This is a genomic window from Paenibacillus sp. FSL H8-0282 (assembly GCF_037963825.1).
Classification (GTDB): Bacteria; Bacillota; Bacilli; order Paenibacillales; family Paenibacillaceae; genus Paenibacillus_AQ; species Paenibacillus_AQ odorifer.
In genome coordinates, this window is sequence record NZ_CP150146.1 from 6664834 (window position 1) to 6682814 (window position 17981).

Below are 17981 nucleotides of genomic sequence, written 5' to 3' on the forward strand. Positions count from 1 at the left end.
GTGCTTTTGGTGTAAAATCGACCAGTGCCATAATGTCATATGACAAAAAAAACACCCTACTGCCTACTCCCACAAGGGAAAGCAAACAATAAGGTGCTTATCAATTTCAAATACTTCGGTCAGGATTAATCCGAAATGCTAAAAGCCTTCTCGACTGCCTCCTCACGGTTTCGTACCCCGAGCTTGGCATAGATGGTGGACGCGTAATTTCTCACCGTTCCATCGGACAGATATAGTTTAGCGGCAATAGTTTTATAACGCATTCCCTTCGAGAGGCATTCTAGAATCTCCAGCTCACGCGGAGTCAGTCCATATTCATTACTCTTCTCTGTCGGTGGCGCCTCTGAAGCTGGATGCATCTCATAGTGATCAATTAATACATTCGTAATATCGGGTGTAATCATCTTTACGCCCCGATGTACAAGACGTATTCCTTCGAACAGCTCCTGCGGCTCGGTAGACTTTAGCAAGTAGCCATCTGCCCCGTTTTGCAGTGCTTCGACTGCCATATCTGCTTCTTGAAAAGTAGTCAGGATCAACACTCGTACCCCTGGCCACTTTTGCTTGATAAGCTTGGTCGCTTCCGCACCGTCCATGCCCGGCATATTTAAGTCCATCAGCACCACGTGAGGTTGTTCCTGCTCGCAGAAGCTTATCGCTTGTTCACCATTCTCAGCTAACCCATTGATCACAAAATCCGGCTCCTGCTCTAGAATAATTCGCAAACTATCCCGGATATAGGGTTGATCATCTACCAGCAATAAACGAATCGTTTCCTCCTGTATCTCATCAAGCCTTGGTAAACTGCAGGTCACTAAGGTCCCTTCCCCTGGCTTAGAGTAGAAATACACTTGTCCTTGCAAGTTGGAGGCACGCTCCTTCATCGCATTCACACCAAATCCTGCTTTTAAATCTTCAGTGCCTAATCCATTATCCTGCACATCCAGCCGAATCAGCTTCTCTTCATAATGTAAGCTGATGACAATTTCACTGGCCTGACCATGACGTACAGCGTTGGTTATCGACTCCTGCAAACATCTGTATAATGTCATTTGGGCCTGCTTAGATACTGTATACGGCTCTCCGAATGTTCTTAAGCGAATCTTAACCTTGGAGAAGGTCTGGAAATCATCCACTAATTTCTGCAGGGACTGCATTAGCGTCAATGAATCCTCCGAAGCGCCCACATGGTGCAAATATCGCCGAACATCATCCAAGCCATTGCGGGTTAACTTTAACAAGGCATCTATTTTGTGCTCCCCTTCAGAAGTATTCACCTCCGAACGTAAAGTCTCTAGCCCCATAATAATTGAAGTATAAGAATGCCCCACCGTATCATGCAGATCTTTGGATAAACGATCTCGTTCTTCCAGAAGTGTCATACGTTCAACTTGCGAGATGTACTGCTCTAAAACAGCATTTTGCTCCTTAATAATTCTGCCCTGCTTGTGATTCACCACCAGTAAATGAAAAGCGAACCCAAGCGTATACACCAAACCCATGTTAACAATCATCGATACAGCATCCATTTGTTGTGACAATCTAGATAACATAATTGGAATCAAAATGACCGTGATCGGAGCTGTCCAACGATAGGACTTCTGTGCACTATTGCTGGCGATCATAAAAGCGATAGGCAGAAAAGTTACGTACGATTCAGGAAACAAAGCAGCCAAATATAAACAAAGCCCACCCGAAAAAAGGATCTCCGCTATCAGATAATACTTGTAATGCAGCTGCAAACAAAACCAAGGCACAGAAAAAGAGACCACGCCCCAAACAAACGCGATCCAGAAAGGAATCGTAAAATCCTCTGAAAGATAACACATGGTGACCAAAAAAGAAGTAGAAAAACAAATCCGAAACAGGAGGACGAGCCAATCGTACCAGAACCACTGTTTGACCAGATTAAACAAGGCATTTCCCCCTATATACTCTGCTGACTTAATCTTTATTATAGTGTAACCCCTTAAGGGCTCACTAGTTACAAAAAGTCATGAGTTGAGATGACATTTTTACTAATGGTGTAATTAGTGAATAGGTACCCTTGTATACTTAGCATTAACGTAAAAAAGATGCCAACCCATTTAGGGAGGCATCCTTGATCAATCATATTCTTTAATACCAAGACTTAAAACTTAATTCTTGAAAATCCTTTGTCTGTCTTTACATATCCCACGCTATTCCCCACATAATTGAAATTAAAATCATCCTTCAGCCTGAAAGTATAATCTACTGCGAGCGTTTTAGGATTTAAAATATATGTTGCAGAACCAGGAAAGCTAAGCTCAATATTACCATCCTGTAATTGATACAACGAAACAAAAAATTCCGTCTCATCTTGTAGGGCTACTGACTTAACCAATCCTTTTACATTATATAAGGACAGCTTCCCATTGGCATAAATCCCATATACCTCTCCCAGGGATGATATGACAGCATTACCTGCGACATCTCTACCCCACAGCAATTTACCTTTAGAGTCAAAACCAAATAGTCGGTTCCCTGTTTTGGGAAGATTAGCCCGAATTAGTACGGTTCCATCGGTGAGCACCTCGTTGTAATCGACTTCTGTATACGAATCCGCAGGCAACTGGTATGTAAATACTGAATTTAGCGAAGAATCAAGAGCCTGGATTCGCGAGCCTTTCCCACTTCCGTAATTTGTTTGAATGAGGATACGATTCCCTTTCCCTGCTACCGTCCCTTTGTAAGTTACGTTTTTTATTTTAGTTCCATTTTTATTAATTAAGGTTAGGGACCCAGAATAATTACCGGAACCATCAAACTGTCCTCGGGATGCAAAGACTAAATTGCCGTTATCAAGTCTATACAAGTATCCCTCTGCTTGAGATAAATTCACCTTCCATTTCCGTTTCCCGTCAGCTCCCACCGCGTAGATTTGAGTTGCGTCAGGAGAAAGATTATCTGTAAAAGTTATGTATACCGTTCCATCTGGTGACACTAAATATTCTTTGGATTCACGAAACATCGATGTACCAGGGTCTGCAAAATTAACCGACCACTTCAGCTTTCCAGTCTGTGTGTCATATGATTTCAGCGTATCCACTAACCATATCTTAGTTTGAGTAGCATGCTCTTCTTTGGTGTGTAGATACACTGTGTTTAATTTAGTAACCTCCATAGGATTGCCTTCCACACTCTCCAGCTCTCCCACAACATTCAGCTGACTCCATTGGGCATTCGGTAATTTGGTTACTGCTGCTGCAGCTTCTACAGTGCCAGAGGTCACCGTACTTGTAGTCATCAACAAGAGAGCAACCAACCCTGTAAATATTCCTTTTTTCAAAAATATCAACCTTTCTTTCCATATATAGTATGCATTCTGTTACTTTACTACCTTTTCTAAGGGACAACAAGATTATATTAAGCAGCTTTTTAAATCAAAACACAGACTGTATGATAGTACATATTATTTGTCCATAAAATTGTAGTAGACCAATTGAACCAATAGGACAGCAAATTCTATAAAGTATGAACACTATCGGAGGAATAATAAACTATGTTAGCCGCACTACTTCATGGCATTGCACTGGCCTTTGGATTAATTCTTCCACTTGGCGCACAAAATGTCTTTGTATTTAACCAAGGGGCCTCGCAGCCACATTTTAAAAAAGCCATTCCCGTTATTGTTACAGCCGCTTTATGCGATACCCTGCTTATTTTATTAGCCGTATTAGGTGTTTCAGTCCTTGTGTTTGCCATCCCCGTTCTGCAGACCGCTTTATTTGCTGTAGGACTTTTATTTCTTTTGTATATGGGATGGTCTATCTGGAAAAGTACACCTACATCGTCAGCGCAAGACGCAACCCCTCTATCCTCTAAAAAACAAATCCTGTTCGCGCTGTCCGTTTCTTTATTAAATCCTCATGCGATCTTGGATACTATCGGCGTTATTGGCACTAGCTCGCTTAGTTACACAGGCGTAGACAAAGTTGTATTTGCTGGCGCGACTATCCTAGTGTCATGGATTTGGTTCTTTGGGCTGGCTGTAGCCGGAAAAACCGTAGGACAAATCGACTCAAGTGGCAAAATCATGCGGATTATTAATAAGATCTCCGCGATCATTATTTGGATCGTTGCTGCTTATATTGCCTTCAAGCTTTTTTAAGTGGAGGAAAAAGAATGCTGTACACCAATTTGCCGTATAATTATGTCCAATTTACACCATAATGTACTAGAATTTTGACTTACGGCGCAGAATGAGGTACATTACAATTTGGACGAACAATTAACAAACCAAAATACTATAATGTTCGCATTTAGAGGTGTAAATTATGAAAGAAGTATTCGATTATGAAGATATTCAATTAATTCCTGCAAAATGTATCGTAAACAGCCGTTCGGAGTGTGATACATCAGTCACCCTCGGTGGGCATAAATTTAGATTGCCGGTGGTACCTGCCAACATGCAAACCATCATTGATGAGAAGATCGCTATCTCCTTGGCGCAAAATGGCTATTTCTACATTATGCATCGTTTTGAACCGGAGAAACGTACGTCTTTCATCAAAGACATGCACTCCCGTGAATTAATCGCATCCATCAGCGTCGGAGTTAAAGAAGAAGAGTATGATTTCGTCGAACAATTATCCAAAGAACAGCTGGTTCCGGAATTCATTACAATTGATATTGCACACGGCCATTCCGAAGCAGTTATTCGGATGATCAAACATATTAAACAATACCTGCCTGCTAGTTTTGTTATTGCAGGAAATGTAGGAACACCTGAAGGCGTTAGAGAATTAGAAAACGCTGGAGCTGATGCTACTAAAGTTGGGATTGGACCAGGGAAAGTATGTATCACTAAGATCAAAACTGGATTCGGTACAGGCGGCTGGCAGTTAGCTGCACTACGCTTATGTGCCAAGGCTGCAAGCAAGCCAATTATTGCCGATGGTGGCATTCGCACACACGGTGATATTGCTAAATCCGTACGATTTGGCGCTTCTATGGTCATGATTGGTTCACTATTTGCCGGTCATGAAGAATCTCCGGGTGAAACCATTGAAATCGCTGGGAAGCTCTATAAAGAATACTTTGGCTCCGCTTCAGAATACCAAAAAGGTGAAAAGAAGAACGTCGAAGGTAAAAAAATTGCGGTTGAGCATAAAGGGGCTTTAGCAGAAACCCTAAGAGAAATGGAGCAGGATCTTCAATCCTCCATCTCTTATGCAGGTGGCAATAAGTTAGAGGCTATCCGTAATGTGGATTACGTTATCGTTAAGAACTCCATTTTTAATGGAGATAAAGTCTATTAATTGAACAAACAGGTGAGCAGGATGACTTAGGTCAATCTTGCTCATCTTTTTTTATGAGAACGAGTTCTGCCGGTCTACTTTGGGGTAATGGTAAGAATAAACTCCTACTAGATCACAATAGAGAGGATTATCCTTATGCGGCAAGCTATGATTATTATTAACCCCTCCTCCGGCAAAGAAGAAGCCAGCCAATATGTCAGATATGCAACAAGAGTTCTAAGTGATAAAGACTACTCCGTTACGATCAAGGAGACAGCAAAAGAACTAGACGCCACTCGTTATTCCATCGCTGCTTGTGAGGAAGGTTATGATCTGGTGATCTCCATCGGCGGGGATGGCACACTTCACGAGACCATTAATGGTCTTATCGACCAGGAACACCACCCAAAGTTAGGTGTGGTTCCTTTAGGAACGGCTAATGATTTCGCCCGTGCATTACAAATTCCACTGAATCCCGAAATAGCCATTCAAACCCTTGCCTCCTCAAATTTAAAAACAGTAGATATCGGTCGCTTAAATGACCGCCTGTTCGGCAACGTTGTTGCTGTAGGTTTAATTGCCGGAGCATTATCCTCTGTATCCTCCGAAGATAAAACCAAACTAGGGTCATTGGCATACTTGAAAGAAGGTCTTATACAACTTACAAGCCCTACAGCCCACCCCCTTGTCATTGACCATGATGGACAAATGTGGCAAGGAGACTCCTTACTCTTTCTCGCCGTATTAACTAACTCAGTCGGCGGGTTCGAGAATCTAATACCGGATGCTGCGGTTGACGACGGTCTGCTTCATTGTTTTATTATTTTGGACCTCAGTATATTCAATACCATTACAGCCAGTATATCTTTACTGCTGGGTACCCTCAAGGATCATAAAGATGTTGTCTATTTCACAGCCCACAATGTAAGTGTAAGCTCTCCAGAAACCGTAAGAACCAATGTAGATGGCGAAGAAGGTCCAACTTTGCCTATTACGCTGAGTGTTCTCCCTCGTCATATCCAAGTCATTGTGCCAGAAGTGGACTAACAAACAAAAAGCAGTCCGGAACTCAAAAAGTTCCAGACTGCCCTTAATTTATGGATGCCCCGATCCATATCTTTCTACTAATCCAATGACTAAGAAGTTATTTCTATTCCACTACAATAAATTTTTTGCCTAATAACCACATTCCGCCGCTAATCCCTAAGAAATAAATAGGCATCGTCAGTAATGAACCATTATGAAGAGCGCTCATTCCCCACGTCGCCAAGCTAACAAGCAAATAATAGCCCAAGCTGAATATCGCACCTGCTGTTCCTACAACATCCTGAAATTGAACAAGAGCAAGACTTAGACAATTAGGTAAAGCAATCCCTGCACCCATTAATAGGACAAACAGCGTTATTAGAATACATACGATCACTATCATATCCGGCAGCGAGTCAAGACTGCTTGCGATTGTTAATAGCAAGGCTCCGCTCGCCATTACTAGACAGCCGATATGGATTATTTTTTCTGGGGCATAGAGGGTTAATAATCTTTTGGAGATCATTGCGCCTACAATCGACGCCAAAGCCACAATAATGCCGAGAAAACCATAGACTCCTGGCGAAATCTGAAAGTGTTCAATAAATATAAAAGGAGCTTCAGCATAATAGCTGAACAAGATTCCGTTAATGCCTCCAATTAGTAATCCAAACACCAATACACGTGGCAATGCGAGCATTTTTTTGACTATAGGCAGAATAGCCACCTTTTTTCTCATGGAAACATCAGTGGTTTCTGGCAGCTTCCAAAAAGCATACATAAATAACAACACACTCATCATTACTAATGTAAAGAAAACCGCTCGAAAACCAAAAGCTTGATCCACCCATCCGCCAATTAACGGACCTACTGCGGGAGTAAAAGCAATGACCGCCGAGATTTGGGCAAACATAACATGCCGTTTATTCCCGGAGACACTCTCACGAAGAATGGTTTGGGTAATAATCGAACCTGTTGCTGCTCCAAACGCTTGTATAAACCTGCTGACTAACAGCAAATGAATGGATTCTGAGTAAAAACACATCAAGCTTCCCATACCGTATACAAGAAGTCCAGCCAGCATGGAAGATCTCCGCCCGATGAAGTCAGACAACCAACCCCAGCTAAAAACTCCTAAAGCAAATCCAATAAAATATATACTTAACGTTAACTGTACAGAACTATTGGTGGCCCCAAGTGCTACTGCGATATCCGGTAACGATGGAGTGTAAATCGTCTCACTAATTTGCGGAAAAGCCACAAGAACAATCATTAAAAGTAACGATGGTGCTGCATATTTTTTCATCTTATTTTCGCCCTCCTACAAGCTTATATCCTCGAACAACTACAAGAATATGAGCCTAGCTAGGGAAATGGGGGCATCATTATAGCAAGACGACTATAGATCATCATGTTAGAAAATCACCTTTCATTGTTATGCTTTCATGGTTTTATAGGAGGGCTTACCCGAAAGATATCGGGCAAAGATTTGAGTTTCAATTATTCAACCAAAACATCATTATACACGGTAATAGAAAAGCTCTCAAACGAATCGCTTCGCCTGAGAGCTTATTTAGGTTAGGAATTTTGTTCTGATAATCCATGTATAGTTACGCCAACAGCGCTGGATTTCTTTTTGTCCTGAGAAGCATGTAGCTTTACCATCACAAATCTTGCAAACGGCTGTATCAATATACTTTCAGCGAACAGTGCAATCAGGAAATTTCTTGGCCAATTGGCTAAGAAGTGATTAAACGTTTGAGAACTCAACCCATTTCCGATAATGTCTCCAATAAACGTCATACAAAATGACATTCCTAGTACGGTGAACAAGATACGGAATAGGATTTTGGCGTTGAAGCTATCTGTTGGTTGTGTGAATGTAGCTGTCAGCTTTTCGGCAATACGGCCAATAACAACAGGCTCAATAATCATGACAATTACCCAAATGATCGGAAACACCTTAAGAATCGTTAAGGCAACCTCACCATTAAATTCTCCAACCCCTAAAATGATATTTATTGAGGACATAAACAGTACCGTCAGTGTACAAATGATTGCACCATATAATGCCCCCTCCTTGCCGTTTCTTGGTAATCTTGCTTCTTGATTCATGATGTACTTCCTTTCAAAATTGTCGGTAATAGTTTGGCGATAGTTTTTAAGGGAGTTGTGGATTTTTGCGTTAGGCACAACATCATCGCGCCTTCGATCGAAGCCGTCATCCACAATGCCATCTCGGAGGCTGATTCCTGCGAATAACCTTCAGTTACAAGCTTATCGCAGTAAATTCGTTCCATGTTCTCATAGAGCAAGCTACATGCCTGGCGAACAGGTTCACTCACCGTAGCCATTTCACTGACAATACTGCTAAAGGTATATCCGGTAATCGTGCCCTCGGTTTCTAAGTTGTGAATCAACTTGTCGATCATGGATTGTATAGCTTCTAACGTCGATGGATGCTTTTTAAAAATATCCTCAATATCTATCGTAATTGCTTCATTTAAGCCCTTTAAACAAGCAATTAATAGTTCTTCTTTTCCATTTGGAAAATGATGATAAAGCGCTCCTTTGGTCACATTACAGGCTTTTAAAATTTCATTCACGCCTACATTTTTATATCCTTTTTGCTGAAAAAGAAGTGTCGCCGTCTCAATCATTAGCGATTTTGTATCCACAATAACGTACTCCCCCTAACATACCAACCGGTCTGTTTGTTATTATAACAATATAAAAATCATTAATGTAAGTCTTTTTTGCTTTTTTTCAAAAAATATTTCATTATTTTCATTTATAACAGCAAAAAAAACTTAGAAAATTGTGTAGAAAGTGGAATTGTTGCAGTATCACTTGGATTAATGATATCATTCTGAGGAAACTTATCTTACTTTAAATATGAAGGAGGAATACCCGGTGAAAAAGAGATCGCTAAAATATTTATCTTTTGGTATTGGGTATTCTACTGCTGTTTTTTTCTAGAATTAATTATTGATAGGATAGGTCTGTCAAAAATTAAAAGAAACTAAAAAACAGCGGAGATATATAACTTAGATATCGTTATGTATCTTCTATTTAAAGGAGAATTCACAAAATGAACTTAAATAATAATGTTATTACAAGATATAATCCAGAAAATATTGCTAAACCGGTTGGTAACTATAGTCATGTAACAAAAATAAGTAGAAATGCTGAGATGTATGTATTTTCTGGCCAAATTGGAATCGATCAAAACAATCATATCCCTACAGATTTTAACCAACAGGTAACAAATACGATGAGTAATATTGTTGAAGTCCTGGCTTCTCAAAGGCTAACACCTGATAATGTAATCAAAATCAACATTTGGGCTACGGAAGAAATCGATTGGAACCATTTCTATGAAATTTGGAATAAAGTATTCGGTATGACACCTCCTTCAATGACAATTGCTTATATTAAAGGATTAGGGTTACCTGAATTAAAAATTGAGCTAGATGTATGGGCTGCTGGTTAAACCCTAAATCAAGAGGGACTAATTTAATATTCTGTACACCAAACGAGCCTAAGAAGAAATTCTAAAGGCTCGTTTTTCTAACCCCCCTCTATAACAGCAAAAAGGGCTCAGTTTCCTGAGCCCGCAAATACTTACCCTACTATGTTTTTATGTCTGAAGAATTGTCCCAACACTCCACGTTTTCCAGACCTTCTATGCTATCTTTATAAAAGACAGGGTCCTTCCCTGCGCGCTTCTGGCGCTTATAATCCTGCAGGGCGGCAAAGGCCACTTTAGATAACAAAAGGATAGCGATCAAATTCACGATGACCATGAAGCCCATAAATAAATCAGCCAAGTCCCATACCAATTGAACCTTAGCTACGGAGCCAAAAATAATCATCGCCAAGACGCTGTATCTATAGAATAGTAATACTTTTTTATTGGAGTTCAAAAATTCTATATTGGTCTCACCATAATAATAATTTCCGATTAACGTACTGAAAGCAAACAACAAAATCATGATCGCTAGGGATCCAGAAGCCCACGAACCAATATGTTCGCTTAATGCCGCTTGTGTCAGCTTAATTCCATCCAGCCCTGGCTGTTTATACGCATCGGATAACAAGATAATAAAAGCAGTACTCGAACAAATAAGTAACGTGTCTGTAAGTACACCCAGCGCTTGCATCAGCCCTTGTTTCACCGGATGACTAGTTGTTGCAGTTGCCGCAGCATTCGGAGCACTACCCATTCCCGCTTCATTGGAGAATAGTCCCCGTTTCACCCCTTGCAGAATGACTGCCCCAAAAGATCCCCCTGCGATTTGTTCAAATCCAAAAGCACTTTTCACAATAAGCGCCAGAATCGCCGGTATTTCCGTAATATTAATTAACATAATAATAACAGCAGCCCCAATATAGATCCCTGCCATTACCACTACAATATATTCGGACATTCTAGCAATACGTTTAACCCCACCAAAGATAACAGCCGCAAAAGCAGCAGCAACTACAAGCCCAAGAATCACCCGATTAGTGCCAAATGAATTCTCAAAGGCCACTGTAATCGTATTGGATTGAACTGCATTAAATACAAGACCAAAGGATAACGTGATCAAAACCGCAAATACCGCGCCCATCCAACGTTTTTTCAGGCCTTGCTCCATATAATAGGCGGGACCCCCACGAAATCCAGTCTTGTCCTTCACTTTATACACCTGTGCCAGAGTACTTTCAATAAATCCAGACGCTGATCCAATAATAGCTATGACCCACATCCAAAAAACAGCCCCTGGTCCACCTATTGCGATAGCAATTGCGATCCCTGTAATATTCCCTGTCCCAACCCTTGCTGCCATACTGATACAGAAAGCCTGAAACGACGAAATGGAATCTTTTGACCTTTCATTGGACTCTTTAAGAACCCTAAACATTTCTTTAAACATGCTAAACTGAACAAACTTCGATCGAATGGTGAAATAAATTCCACAAACAATAAGCAGAACCACCAAAATTTTTGACCAAAGAAAGTCATTTGTTGCGCTAATCATACTGTCTAACATTTGTTGCATGTAAATCCGCCTCTCCATTGTGTCGATACCCAGTTGCTGAACCTTAAGTTACATAGTATTTTCAAATATAACAGCCCTTATTTCAAAAGCCAACAAAAAAAATTAGCCAGCAACACCATACCTAACACCGGTGTGAGAGCTATTTCTCCATCTTCATCTGAGCTCACAAGATGCTTTAGAATAATCTAGGTATTATAAAAAAATGAAAAAGCATCCGGTGGAAGAAATGTATGACAACAATGTATGCGCGTATTTATATCGTGGAGAACATTTGGTTTGATTTGATTTCAGGACGAACGAGGAACGAAGCTATAACATCAGCAGCACAACTATTGCCCTTATTAGCCGCAAAAGATATTGAAGAAATGGCTGTCCTCTATCATGAGCTAGCCAGCAAAAATAAAATCGTTCTGGCTAGTCAAAAAGATAAGGATCCCACCGTTGTTTTGGACCATCCAACTATGGGATCGCTTGAGACATCCATTTCCGGGGTTATCTCGAATAATCATAGAGCAGATATTTTCGAGGTATTAATTAGCCACAGCTTTAAAATATTGGTACACCTGATTTAACTTCTTATCATGTTTCCCTTTTGGACTCTCCATATTCCCAAATTCGAAAAACTTCACTTTCTTGATGCCACAATATTGAAATAGTGCTTTTCTCATCAGCACTTTATGGGAATTATTCAGCCAATATAAAGGATAAAGGGTCGGCCCCTTCATGCTGGAAATGCAAACCACAGACTTTCCTTTCAGCAGCCCTTCGGGGATGAGGCCACCCTTTTCTCTGTAAGCGAAATTAGAAGCAAACATTTGGTCAATATAACCGAGCAACATCGCGGGAGGACGTCCCCACCAGATTGGATACACAAACACAATTTTATCGGCCTGACGAATCTGCTCCCGATACTTCTCGAGCTTGGGATCGATATGCATGTCTCTTCTACGTTTATTCTCATTAAAGACCAGCACAGGATCAAATTGCTCTTCGTAAAGATCAAGGACCTCTATCTTCGTGATCTTTTGATTCTCATTACTTCCCTGAATGACTTTATTGAAAAAAGCATAACTTAAACTTTTATGATTCGGATGTGTATAGATGACTAAAACGTTCATTGCTCCACCTCTTTAATTATCATTTGATAACAAAATGGTATCACAACCCTCATTTAGTTGTCAAATGATAATTGTATTATGATAATTATTTTGTTAAGGTTTACAATAAGAGGTGATCCTTATGGACAAACAAGCGTTTTTTCAGAAAATTGTTACCTTTACGACAGCAGTCCATGAAGTAACATTTGACTTTACCAAAGATGTTAGACCGGAAGGCATTACGCCCGTTCAATACAGTATTCTGGAATATATTGCGGTTAGCCAGCCTGTTACCCTCAGCCAAATCAGCGATTGTAAGAATATCTCTATGCCGAATACCAGCCGTGAGCTGAAGAAATTAACAGAAAAAAACCTGTGTGAGAAGCTTGATGTCGCCGAGGACCGGCGTAAGCAAATGATTCGGCTGTCTGATGCTGGACAAGCGATGATGAACGAAGCTTTTGAACGGATCGGTGAACGTTTTCTGAACCGGATTAAAGAGGTTCCCCCAGAGGAATTAGCCGAGATTAACCATGCCCTCGATATCCTGCAATCTAAGGTGTTTAACACCCAGCAATGATCCGAGAAAAAGACAGCAGAGCAGCGGTTCCCCATTAATGGGAGCACCGCTGCTCTGGTTTTGGGTCGATGATTAGCTGACTCAAGACGATTATTGGCTAGTTAAAGCCTAACGAAATCGAATCAGCCTCACCTTCAGCTAAATCGCCAAATCGCACTCGTCCACTGAGGCTTTCGGACCCAGATGACGTTATTGGCATGTTTTTAGCCTTTTGTGCGTAGTTTCGGACTCCAGCGACGCTATTCCTATGAATCGAGTTCATATTGGGTGTTTTTTATGCCAATAGCTGCTATGCGGTCCGTTGGCATTCCAAATATGCGAAAAAGCTACATTTAAGGTCAGCTGAGTCCGAAAGACGCTTCCCTAATAATCCCCTAATAGAAATAGGCACTCCTCTTAAGGAATGCCTTGATTTGGTTATAAGTATTCTTAGCCAGCGAAATAGACTATTTCACCAGTCCGCTGATAAAGGTCTCAAAATTGTCAGCCAAACGTGTGATTTTGTATTTGTTATCCCGATCTACATGAATAACCTCAGGTTCGCCATCATTCCCGAATTCACGGTAATCCAGCATCACCACTTCATTCTCAGAAGGACAATCACAAATCACCACGCCAACTTCAGGATAACGTCCATTTTCAATCACAGTCCGGCTGCCTGAAGCTCCACACAGCGACTTATTCTTATCTCGTCCAATTCCGAGGATACCAGAAATCGTAATAAATTCTCCTGTTCCCGGAATCGGATAACGATTGTTATGAGGAATTCCCCCATTATGTAACTTCATCATATCCACGTAGGAAGCAGGCAGCTTAAAGACCAGCTCTTCTTGTACTGAAGTAATCAATGCATCTGAAGGCGGATCAGAGATATATTCTGAGAACGCATACTCGCTGTCATCCCAGAAATTAGTGGTATCCAACGCTATTACAGGCTTCTTAGCAGGTTTGTTTACAGGCTTTTTCGCAGCTTTTTTAGCCAATTTACGTTTGATCCAGCCCAGAAACTCCAATGTGTCTTCATCATCAGGTTCCAGCTGATCGGCAATCGTAAACGCTTTTAAAGCTTCGTCATATCTTTTCAGATAATAATAAGAAACCCCGATACGGTAATGCCATAGCGGGTCACCTTCACCCTCATCTTCAATGCTCAAATACTGCTCTAAAGCCTCTTCATATTGCCCGAGATTATTAAGCGCCCTGCCCAAATGACTAGTTAGAACATAATCTCTTTCCTCTTCAGGAATTTCCGTGATTGCATCCACGATTTCTTGAAATTCATCTTCCTCATGCCATTCATCCAATTTTGCCAATAACTCATCACTCATCATTAATACCTCCTATTAACGATCACTCAAAATACCTATTAGAAATTATACCATTTCTAACCTATGCCCAGCCAATAACGCATGTCCTAGCCCTATCAATCAAAAAGCAACTTCCCTTTTTGCTGTGAAAAACAGACCGCAGCGTTTATCTGCGGTCTGTTTTTCGTATACAGAAAACCATTTTAATTATGGTAACTATAATTGCTGCTTTCTATCCTGCCTTTACGACTGCATCCCGTTTTCGATCCTCTGCAGGAACTCTTCAACGGCACTATAGCCAAGCTGTTTAAGGTACCAATTGTTCGCAGCCGCCTCGATCAGACCAGCCACGTCGCGGCCAGGCTGAAGCTGAATTTCAATATGCGGAATTTGCACGCCAAGATATTCTGTGAACTGGGGTTCGATTTCGAGCTCATTATTCAAGGAATTCTCCCGCCATGGTGACAACTCGATGTCGAGTACAATTCGTGTCTCTTCCTGAAAAGCTCTACGCCCGTACTGCCGTACAACATTGATCAGACCAATACTGCGCAGCGCTAGGAATTCACGGGTCGTTTCATTATGCGTGCCGAGAAGCGTCGCCGGTCCCAGCTTCTTAAGCACAACTACATCATCGGCCACAAACCGATGGCCTCTTCTAATGAGCGTGTGAGCGGTTTCGCTTTTTCCGATCCCGGACTTGCCTCTCAATAGGACACCTATGCCAGACACGTTCACACACACTCCATGAATTGAAAGTTCTGGCGCCAGCGCCTTCACCAGATAAGTATCAATCTTTGCGATGAACTCTGACGTCGTCTCTTCCGTCCGAAGTAGTGGTATACCTTCTTGGTCGCAGAATAAAGTCAAATAGGGAATCTCCTGCTGACCCGTCGTCACAATAAAGCATGGGGGATGATACTTAACGATATTGCCAATATGTAACTTGCGTTGCTCAACGCTTAGCTTTAGCAGATAATTGATTTCTTTACGACCCAACACTTGTACTCGCTTCATGGGGAAAAAGTCGAAGTAACCCACGAACTCCAGGCCAGGTCTATGTGTCTTAGAGCGAGTGATCTCGCGGTCCATGCAGCTAGCACCCGCAAGCACTTCCAGCTTAAACGTTTCCGTAAGGCTTTGAACGGTAATCGATTTCAATGTTGTTCTCCTCCTGTGGCTACGTATTTTGAATACGTAATACGGTTACCGGGATATATTCAACGACGAATAGAATGATTCCTGCAAAAGAAATAGACAGATCATGAGATATTAACAACTATGTTCCTTCAAGAAAATTAATGAGGTATATCTCCGGTTGCGTGAGAAAATCTGCAAAACTACATAAATCCGCGTACGTCTGATGTTCCACGTCGTAACAGCCTATCAGGCCTTTTTTCTTCGGATTCCACATAAGCAGCAGATCAGAGTAATTATCTATATCGGCTGACAGACGGAGCAGCTTTTGCCGGCCGATTTTTATTTCAATGGTATCAGTTAATGTGAAAAAGTCGATATATCTAATTTCATATTCATTTTGTGTTAGCTCAAGACGCAGATTTTTTCCAGTAAGAAAGCTAACCAATTCATCAGACAATTTATATTTTCTCAGCTCAAACTTCTTATTCTCGATATCATGAAATTCAGCCGGCTCTAACGATTTCAAAAAGTCAGCCAAAGCTGTATTCTTATTGCTCACAGCAATGGTGTAAGGGCGATCGCCATCTTTTTCCGCCAAGGTAACGTCTGCGCCACGTTCAATCAAATATTGTACCATCGCTTGATTACCCATTCTTGTGGCAACTGTTAACGGAGTGGCTTGATAAGGATAGACCATATCGGAATTGTTGTAATTAATGTCCACCCCATGATCCAGTAAATAAGCAACGGTCTTAAGGTCGTGATCTGACACCGCTTTGCGTAATACAGCCCCACCATGCTGCTTAATATCTAATCCTAGCTCATGTATGAGCGGGATATTGTTTTTGTTGCCATAGTAGGCCTGCGAATATGCACCTGACTTGACCTGATTAAGCTTGTCCAGTTTGGCCCCTTGTGCTGCAATATAGCGGACGATATCTTCTTTGCAATAGCGAACCGCGAGCAAAAAAGCCGGATTATTCTTCACATTCAGATTTACACCGTGCTGTACCAGCAGCTTTATGACATCCATTCTCTCTGATATAAGCGCCAAAGCTAACGGGGTTAACGTAGTATATTGGCTAAGGACGATTCCCTCTTCAATATCCCAGCCTGCTCTAATGGCAGCCTCTAATTCCGGAATATTTCCATTGTAAATATGCATGGCCATTTGCGGCAGTTCCTCGAACTTCCCTATATCCTTCAGACGGATCATCCATTATCCACTCCTACTTCAAGTATTATGAAGAGTATAGAGAACCGTATAGTAAAAAACAATCCAAACTAAGGATGTTGTTCTAACAAATAGTCCTCATAATGTTCAGATCCGCAAGATTATTGCTGCTATTTCAAAAAAATAAAAAGAAGCTCCGTAAATTCACGAAGCTCCTGTTTACAATTTATGATGGTAAGTAAAGTTGAAGCAGCCTGCTGTTCTCAGCGAGAACGCTGGCTATATTCCTCTTTACCCTTGGATGTCCCGTCTCGCCTCTTGCTCGGCAAGAATCTCGTTATCTTCCGCGTTATCCCGTGTCACTTTCTGAACGCCAATAGCGCTATAAGAAATCAAGAGAATAACAGCTATGTAATACCCCTTTACATTTAATTCAAATGGAGCATTGTAAAGGCCAATAAAAAACATCGCATACCCGATAATCAAACCCACAAAAGCCATAATTGTGAAGGCCCCTGTGTTTCTCATCCTGTGTTTAGGGTTATCCAAACGAAATTCTTTATCCTCTGTATTGTCCCTGACCACCTTTTGCACAACGATACAGGAAATCGTAATTAACACCATACAGAGCAAATAATACCCTTTTACGTTTAGCTCCCAAGTGTCGTTGTACACTCCCAAACAGAATAGAAAAAGTCCTGCCCCCAATGCAAAATACGATGCCCCCGTAAAAGCAGCCGTGTTGCGTTTGCGATATCTCTGATTCATCTGATAATTCCTCTCCCACTACAGACTTGAATGATGATATATCCTTCTCCACTATACCGTGGAACATCGGTAAAATTCTACCATGAATCAGGTTGTTTTAGGGAATTCCAGGAATTTTTTTACTATACAAATATAAAATAACGCAAACACCGAAAGGACGGTCTCAGTTCCATACAATATAGGACGAAAACCGCCTCCCGCGATCTCTGCAACATAAATTAGAAAAATGCTACTGCCTTTCCTGATCCACCAATTGCTGCTGTGCGAGACGAATCATTTCGCGGACCATCGATCCACCAATTTTACCGCCGATCTGGCCCACCGATTCTGTGCTCAAATGACCATTTTGACCGCGCTCCAAAGGGACACCCAGTTCTTTTGCAACTTCGTATTTCACATCATCAGGCCGCTCTGGATCTACATCATACCCCTCGCGCCGCATCACTTCCGCTTTAAAAATTTGCATTCCGCGGCTGGCTCCCGGCACTGCATATTTCCTGTTCCTTCTAGACATCCTTATCCCCTCCCAAACCTGTTTTAAATAACATGCCCGGAAAACGGAACCTCCACCCTTATGGACTTG

18 protein-coding genes and 1 pseudogene are annotated in these 17981 nt (G+C 41.4%); 6 read left to right on the forward strand and 13 right to left on the reverse strand.

The genetic code is table 11. From position 1 onward, the window contains the following. Positions 1–125 precede the first annotated feature (125 nt). Both NST94_RS28970 and NST94_RS28975 read right to left on the reverse strand, forming a co-directional pair. The gene (locus NST94_RS28970) at positions 126–1916 is read right to left on the reverse strand and encodes a hybrid sensor histidine kinase/response regulator transcription factor (protein WP_339281519.1); all 1791 of its coding nucleotides are present in this window, start codon (positions 1914–1916) and stop codon (positions 126–128) included. 215 nt (positions 1917–2131) lie between these two features. Beyond that, on the reverse strand, positions 2132–3310 hold the full coding sequence (locus NST94_RS28975) for a hypothetical protein (RefSeq protein ID WP_143762349.1): 1179 nt from the start codon (positions 3308–3310) through the stop codon (positions 2132–2134). 213 nt (positions 3311–3523) lie between these two features. Between NST94_RS28975 and NST94_RS28980 the strand changes: the two genes are divergently transcribed. The 3 genes from NST94_RS28980 (at position 3524) to NST94_RS28990 (ending at position 6308) form a co-directional block, all read left to right on the forward strand. Then, on the forward strand, positions 3524–4132 hold the full coding sequence (locus tag NST94_RS28980; RefSeq protein WP_076124191.1) for a LysE/ArgO family amino acid transporter: 609 nt from the start codon (positions 3524–3526) through the stop codon (positions 4130–4132). A gap of 166 nt (positions 4133–4298) precedes the next feature. Beyond that, on the forward strand, positions 4299–5282 hold the full coding sequence (gene guaC / locus NST94_RS28985; RefSeq protein ID WP_036682307.1) for a GMP reductase: 984 nt from the start codon (positions 4299–4301) through the stop codon (positions 5280–5282). Between the two features lie 135 nt (positions 5283–5417). Continuing rightward, entirely contained in the window at positions 5418–6308 is an 891-nt protein-coding gene (locus tag NST94_RS28990) for a diacylglycerol kinase family protein (protein WP_339245487.1), read from the forward strand. Positions 6309–6411: 103 nt separating this feature from the next. Here NST94_RS28990 and NST94_RS28995 read toward each other — a convergent pair whose 3' ends face one another. The 3 genes from NST94_RS28995 to NST94_RS29005 all read right to left on the reverse strand — a co-directional run bounded on the left by NST94_RS28995 (position 6412) and on the right by NST94_RS29005 (position 8965). Further along, complete coding sequence (locus NST94_RS28995; RefSeq protein ID WP_076124195.1) at positions 6412–7593, reverse strand: multidrug effflux MFS transporter; 1182 nt, start codon at positions 7591–7593, stop codon at positions 6412–6414. A gap of 272 nt (positions 7594–7865) precedes the next feature. Continuing rightward, positions 7866–8402 carry a DUF2798 domain-containing protein gene (locus NST94_RS29000; protein ID WP_036682312.1) on the reverse strand — a complete coding sequence of 179 codons (537 nt, stop codon included), beginning with the start codon at positions 8400–8402 and terminating at the stop codon, positions 7866–7868. Beyond that, a complete protein-coding gene (locus NST94_RS29005; protein ID WP_076301519.1) occupies positions 8399–8965 on the reverse strand; it encodes a TetR/AcrR family transcriptional regulator in 567 nt (188 codons plus the stop codon). Before NST94_RS29005 ends, NST94_RS29000 begins: the two co-directional genes overlap by 4 nt. Positions 8966–9378: 413 nt before the next feature. Between NST94_RS29005 and NST94_RS29010 the strand changes: the two genes are divergently transcribed. After that, complete coding sequence (locus tag NST94_RS29010) at positions 9379–9780, forward strand: RidA family protein (protein ID WP_248548904.1); 402 nt, start codon at positions 9379–9381, stop codon at positions 9778–9780. A gap of 139 nt (positions 9781–9919) precedes the next feature. Here NST94_RS29010 and NST94_RS29015 read toward each other — a convergent pair whose 3' ends face one another. Then, positions 9920–11332, reverse strand: coding sequence for an alanine/glycine:cation symporter family protein (locus NST94_RS29015; protein ID WP_339281520.1), 1413 nt, complete (start codon positions 11330–11332; stop codon positions 9920–9922). Between the two features lie 230 nt (positions 11333–11562). Between NST94_RS29015 and NST94_RS29020 the strand changes: the two genes are divergently transcribed. Further along, positions 11563–11904 carry a hypothetical protein gene (locus NST94_RS29020; protein WP_339281521.1) on the forward strand — a complete coding sequence of 114 codons (342 nt, stop codon included), beginning with the start codon at positions 11563–11565 and terminating at the stop codon, positions 11902–11904. On the opposite strand, the gene NST94_RS29025 is transcribed toward NST94_RS29020, so the two are convergent. Further along, positions 11863–12450: an NAD(P)H-dependent oxidoreductase gene (locus tag NST94_RS29025; RefSeq protein WP_036682318.1), complete on the reverse strand. Its 588-nt coding sequence runs from the start codon at positions 12448–12450 to the stop codon at positions 11863–11865. The genes NST94_RS29020 and NST94_RS29025 overlap by 42 nt on opposite strands. Before the next feature lie 121 nt (positions 12451–12571). On the opposite strand from NST94_RS29025, the gene NST94_RS29030 reads away from it, so the two are divergent. Next, the gene (locus NST94_RS29030) at positions 12572–13009 is read left to right on the forward strand and encodes a MarR family transcriptional regulator (RefSeq protein ID WP_076124207.1); all 438 of its coding nucleotides are present in this window, start codon (positions 12572–12574) and stop codon (positions 13007–13009) included. Positions 13010–13455: 446 nt separating this feature from the next. On the opposite strand, the gene NST94_RS29035 is transcribed toward NST94_RS29030, so the two are convergent. The 6 genes and pseudogenes from NST94_RS29035 to NST94_RS29060 all read right to left on the reverse strand — a co-directional run bounded on the left by NST94_RS29035 (position 13456) and on the right by NST94_RS29060 (position 17912). Beyond that, positions 13456–14337 (reverse strand): SMI1/KNR4 family protein, encoded by an 882-nt coding sequence (locus NST94_RS29035; RefSeq protein ID WP_076124209.1) that lies wholly within the window; start codon positions 14335–14337, stop codon positions 13456–13458. 222 nt (positions 14338–14559) lie between these two features. Then, positions 14560–15477 (reverse strand): HPr(Ser) kinase/phosphatase, encoded by a 918-nt coding sequence (gene hprK, locus NST94_RS29040; RefSeq protein WP_076124211.1) that lies wholly within the window; start codon positions 15475–15477, stop codon positions 14560–14562. Between the two features lie 118 nt (positions 15478–15595). After that, entirely contained in the window at positions 15596–16672 is a 1077-nt protein-coding gene (locus NST94_RS29045) for an ankyrin repeat domain-containing protein (RefSeq protein ID WP_076303525.1), read from the reverse strand. Between the two features lie 249 nt (positions 16673–16921). Further along, positions 16922–17158: a YiaA/YiaB family inner membrane protein gene (locus NST94_RS29050; RefSeq protein ID WP_305953524.1), complete on the reverse strand. Its 237-nt coding sequence runs from the start codon at positions 17156–17158 to the stop codon at positions 16922–16924. A gap of 27 nt (positions 17159–17185) precedes the next feature. Continuing rightward, positions 17186–17398, reverse strand: a pseudogene (locus NST94_RS29055) (YiaA/YiaB family inner membrane protein); the annotation flags it as partial. A gap of 229 nt (positions 17399–17627) precedes the next feature. After that, positions 17628–17912: an alpha/beta-type small acid-soluble spore protein gene (locus tag NST94_RS29060; protein WP_076179251.1), complete on the reverse strand. Its 285-nt coding sequence runs from the start codon at positions 17910–17912 to the stop codon at positions 17628–17630. Positions 17913–17981 lie beyond the last annotated feature (69 nt).

Bases quoted from the DNA above. Each gene is read 5' to 3' on its own strand.
- NST94_RS28990 (WP_339245487.1), top strand. From the start codon at position 5,418: ATGCGGCAAGCTATGATTATTATTAACCCCTCCTCCGGCAAAGAAGAA.
- NST94_RS29060 (WP_076179251.1), bottom strand. From the start codon at position 17,912: ATGTCTAGAAGGAACAGGAAATATGCAGTGCCGGGAGCCAGCCGCGGA.
- guaC (WP_036682307.1), top strand. From the start codon at position 4,299: ATGAAAGAAGTATTCGATTATGAAGATATTCAATTAATTCCTGCAAAA.
- NST94_RS29045 (WP_076303525.1), bottom strand. From the start codon at position 16,672: ATGATCCGTCTGAAGGATATAGGGAAGTTCGAGGAACTGCCGCAAATG.
- NST94_RS29015 (WP_339281520.1), bottom strand. From the start codon at position 11,332: ATGCAACAAATGTTAGACAGTATGATTAGCGCAACAAATGACTTTCTT.
- NST94_RS29050 (WP_305953524.1), bottom strand. From the start codon at position 17,158: ATGAGAAACACAGGGGCCTTCACAATTATGGCTTTTGTGGGTTTGATT.
- NST94_RS29000 (WP_036682312.1), bottom strand. From the start codon at position 8,402: ATGAATCAAGAAGCAAGATTACCAAGAAACGGCAAGGAGGGGGCATTA.
- NST94_RS29035 (WP_076124209.1), bottom strand. From the start codon at position 14,337: ATGAGTGATGAGTTATTGGCAAAATTGGATGAATGGCATGAGGAAGAT.
- NST94_RS28980 (WP_076124191.1), top strand. From the start codon at position 3,524: ATGTTAGCCGCACTACTTCATGGCATTGCACTGGCCTTTGGATTAATT.
- NST94_RS29025 (WP_036682318.1), bottom strand. From the start codon at position 12,450: ATGAACGTTTTAGTCATCTATACACATCCGAATCATAAAAGTTTAAGT.
- NST94_RS29010 (WP_248548904.1), top strand. From the start codon at position 9,379: ATGAACTTAAATAATAATGTTATTACAAGATATAATCCAGAAAATATT.
- NST94_RS29030 (WP_076124207.1), top strand. From the start codon at position 12,572: ATGGACAAACAAGCGTTTTTTCAGAAAATTGTTACCTTTACGACAGCA.
- NST94_RS28995 (WP_076124195.1), bottom strand. From the start codon at position 7,593: ATGAAAAAATATGCAGCACCATCGTTACTTTTAATGATTGTTCTTGTG.
- NST94_RS29020 (WP_339281521.1), top strand. From the start codon at position 11,563: ATGACAACAATGTATGCGCGTATTTATATCGTGGAGAACATTTGGTTT.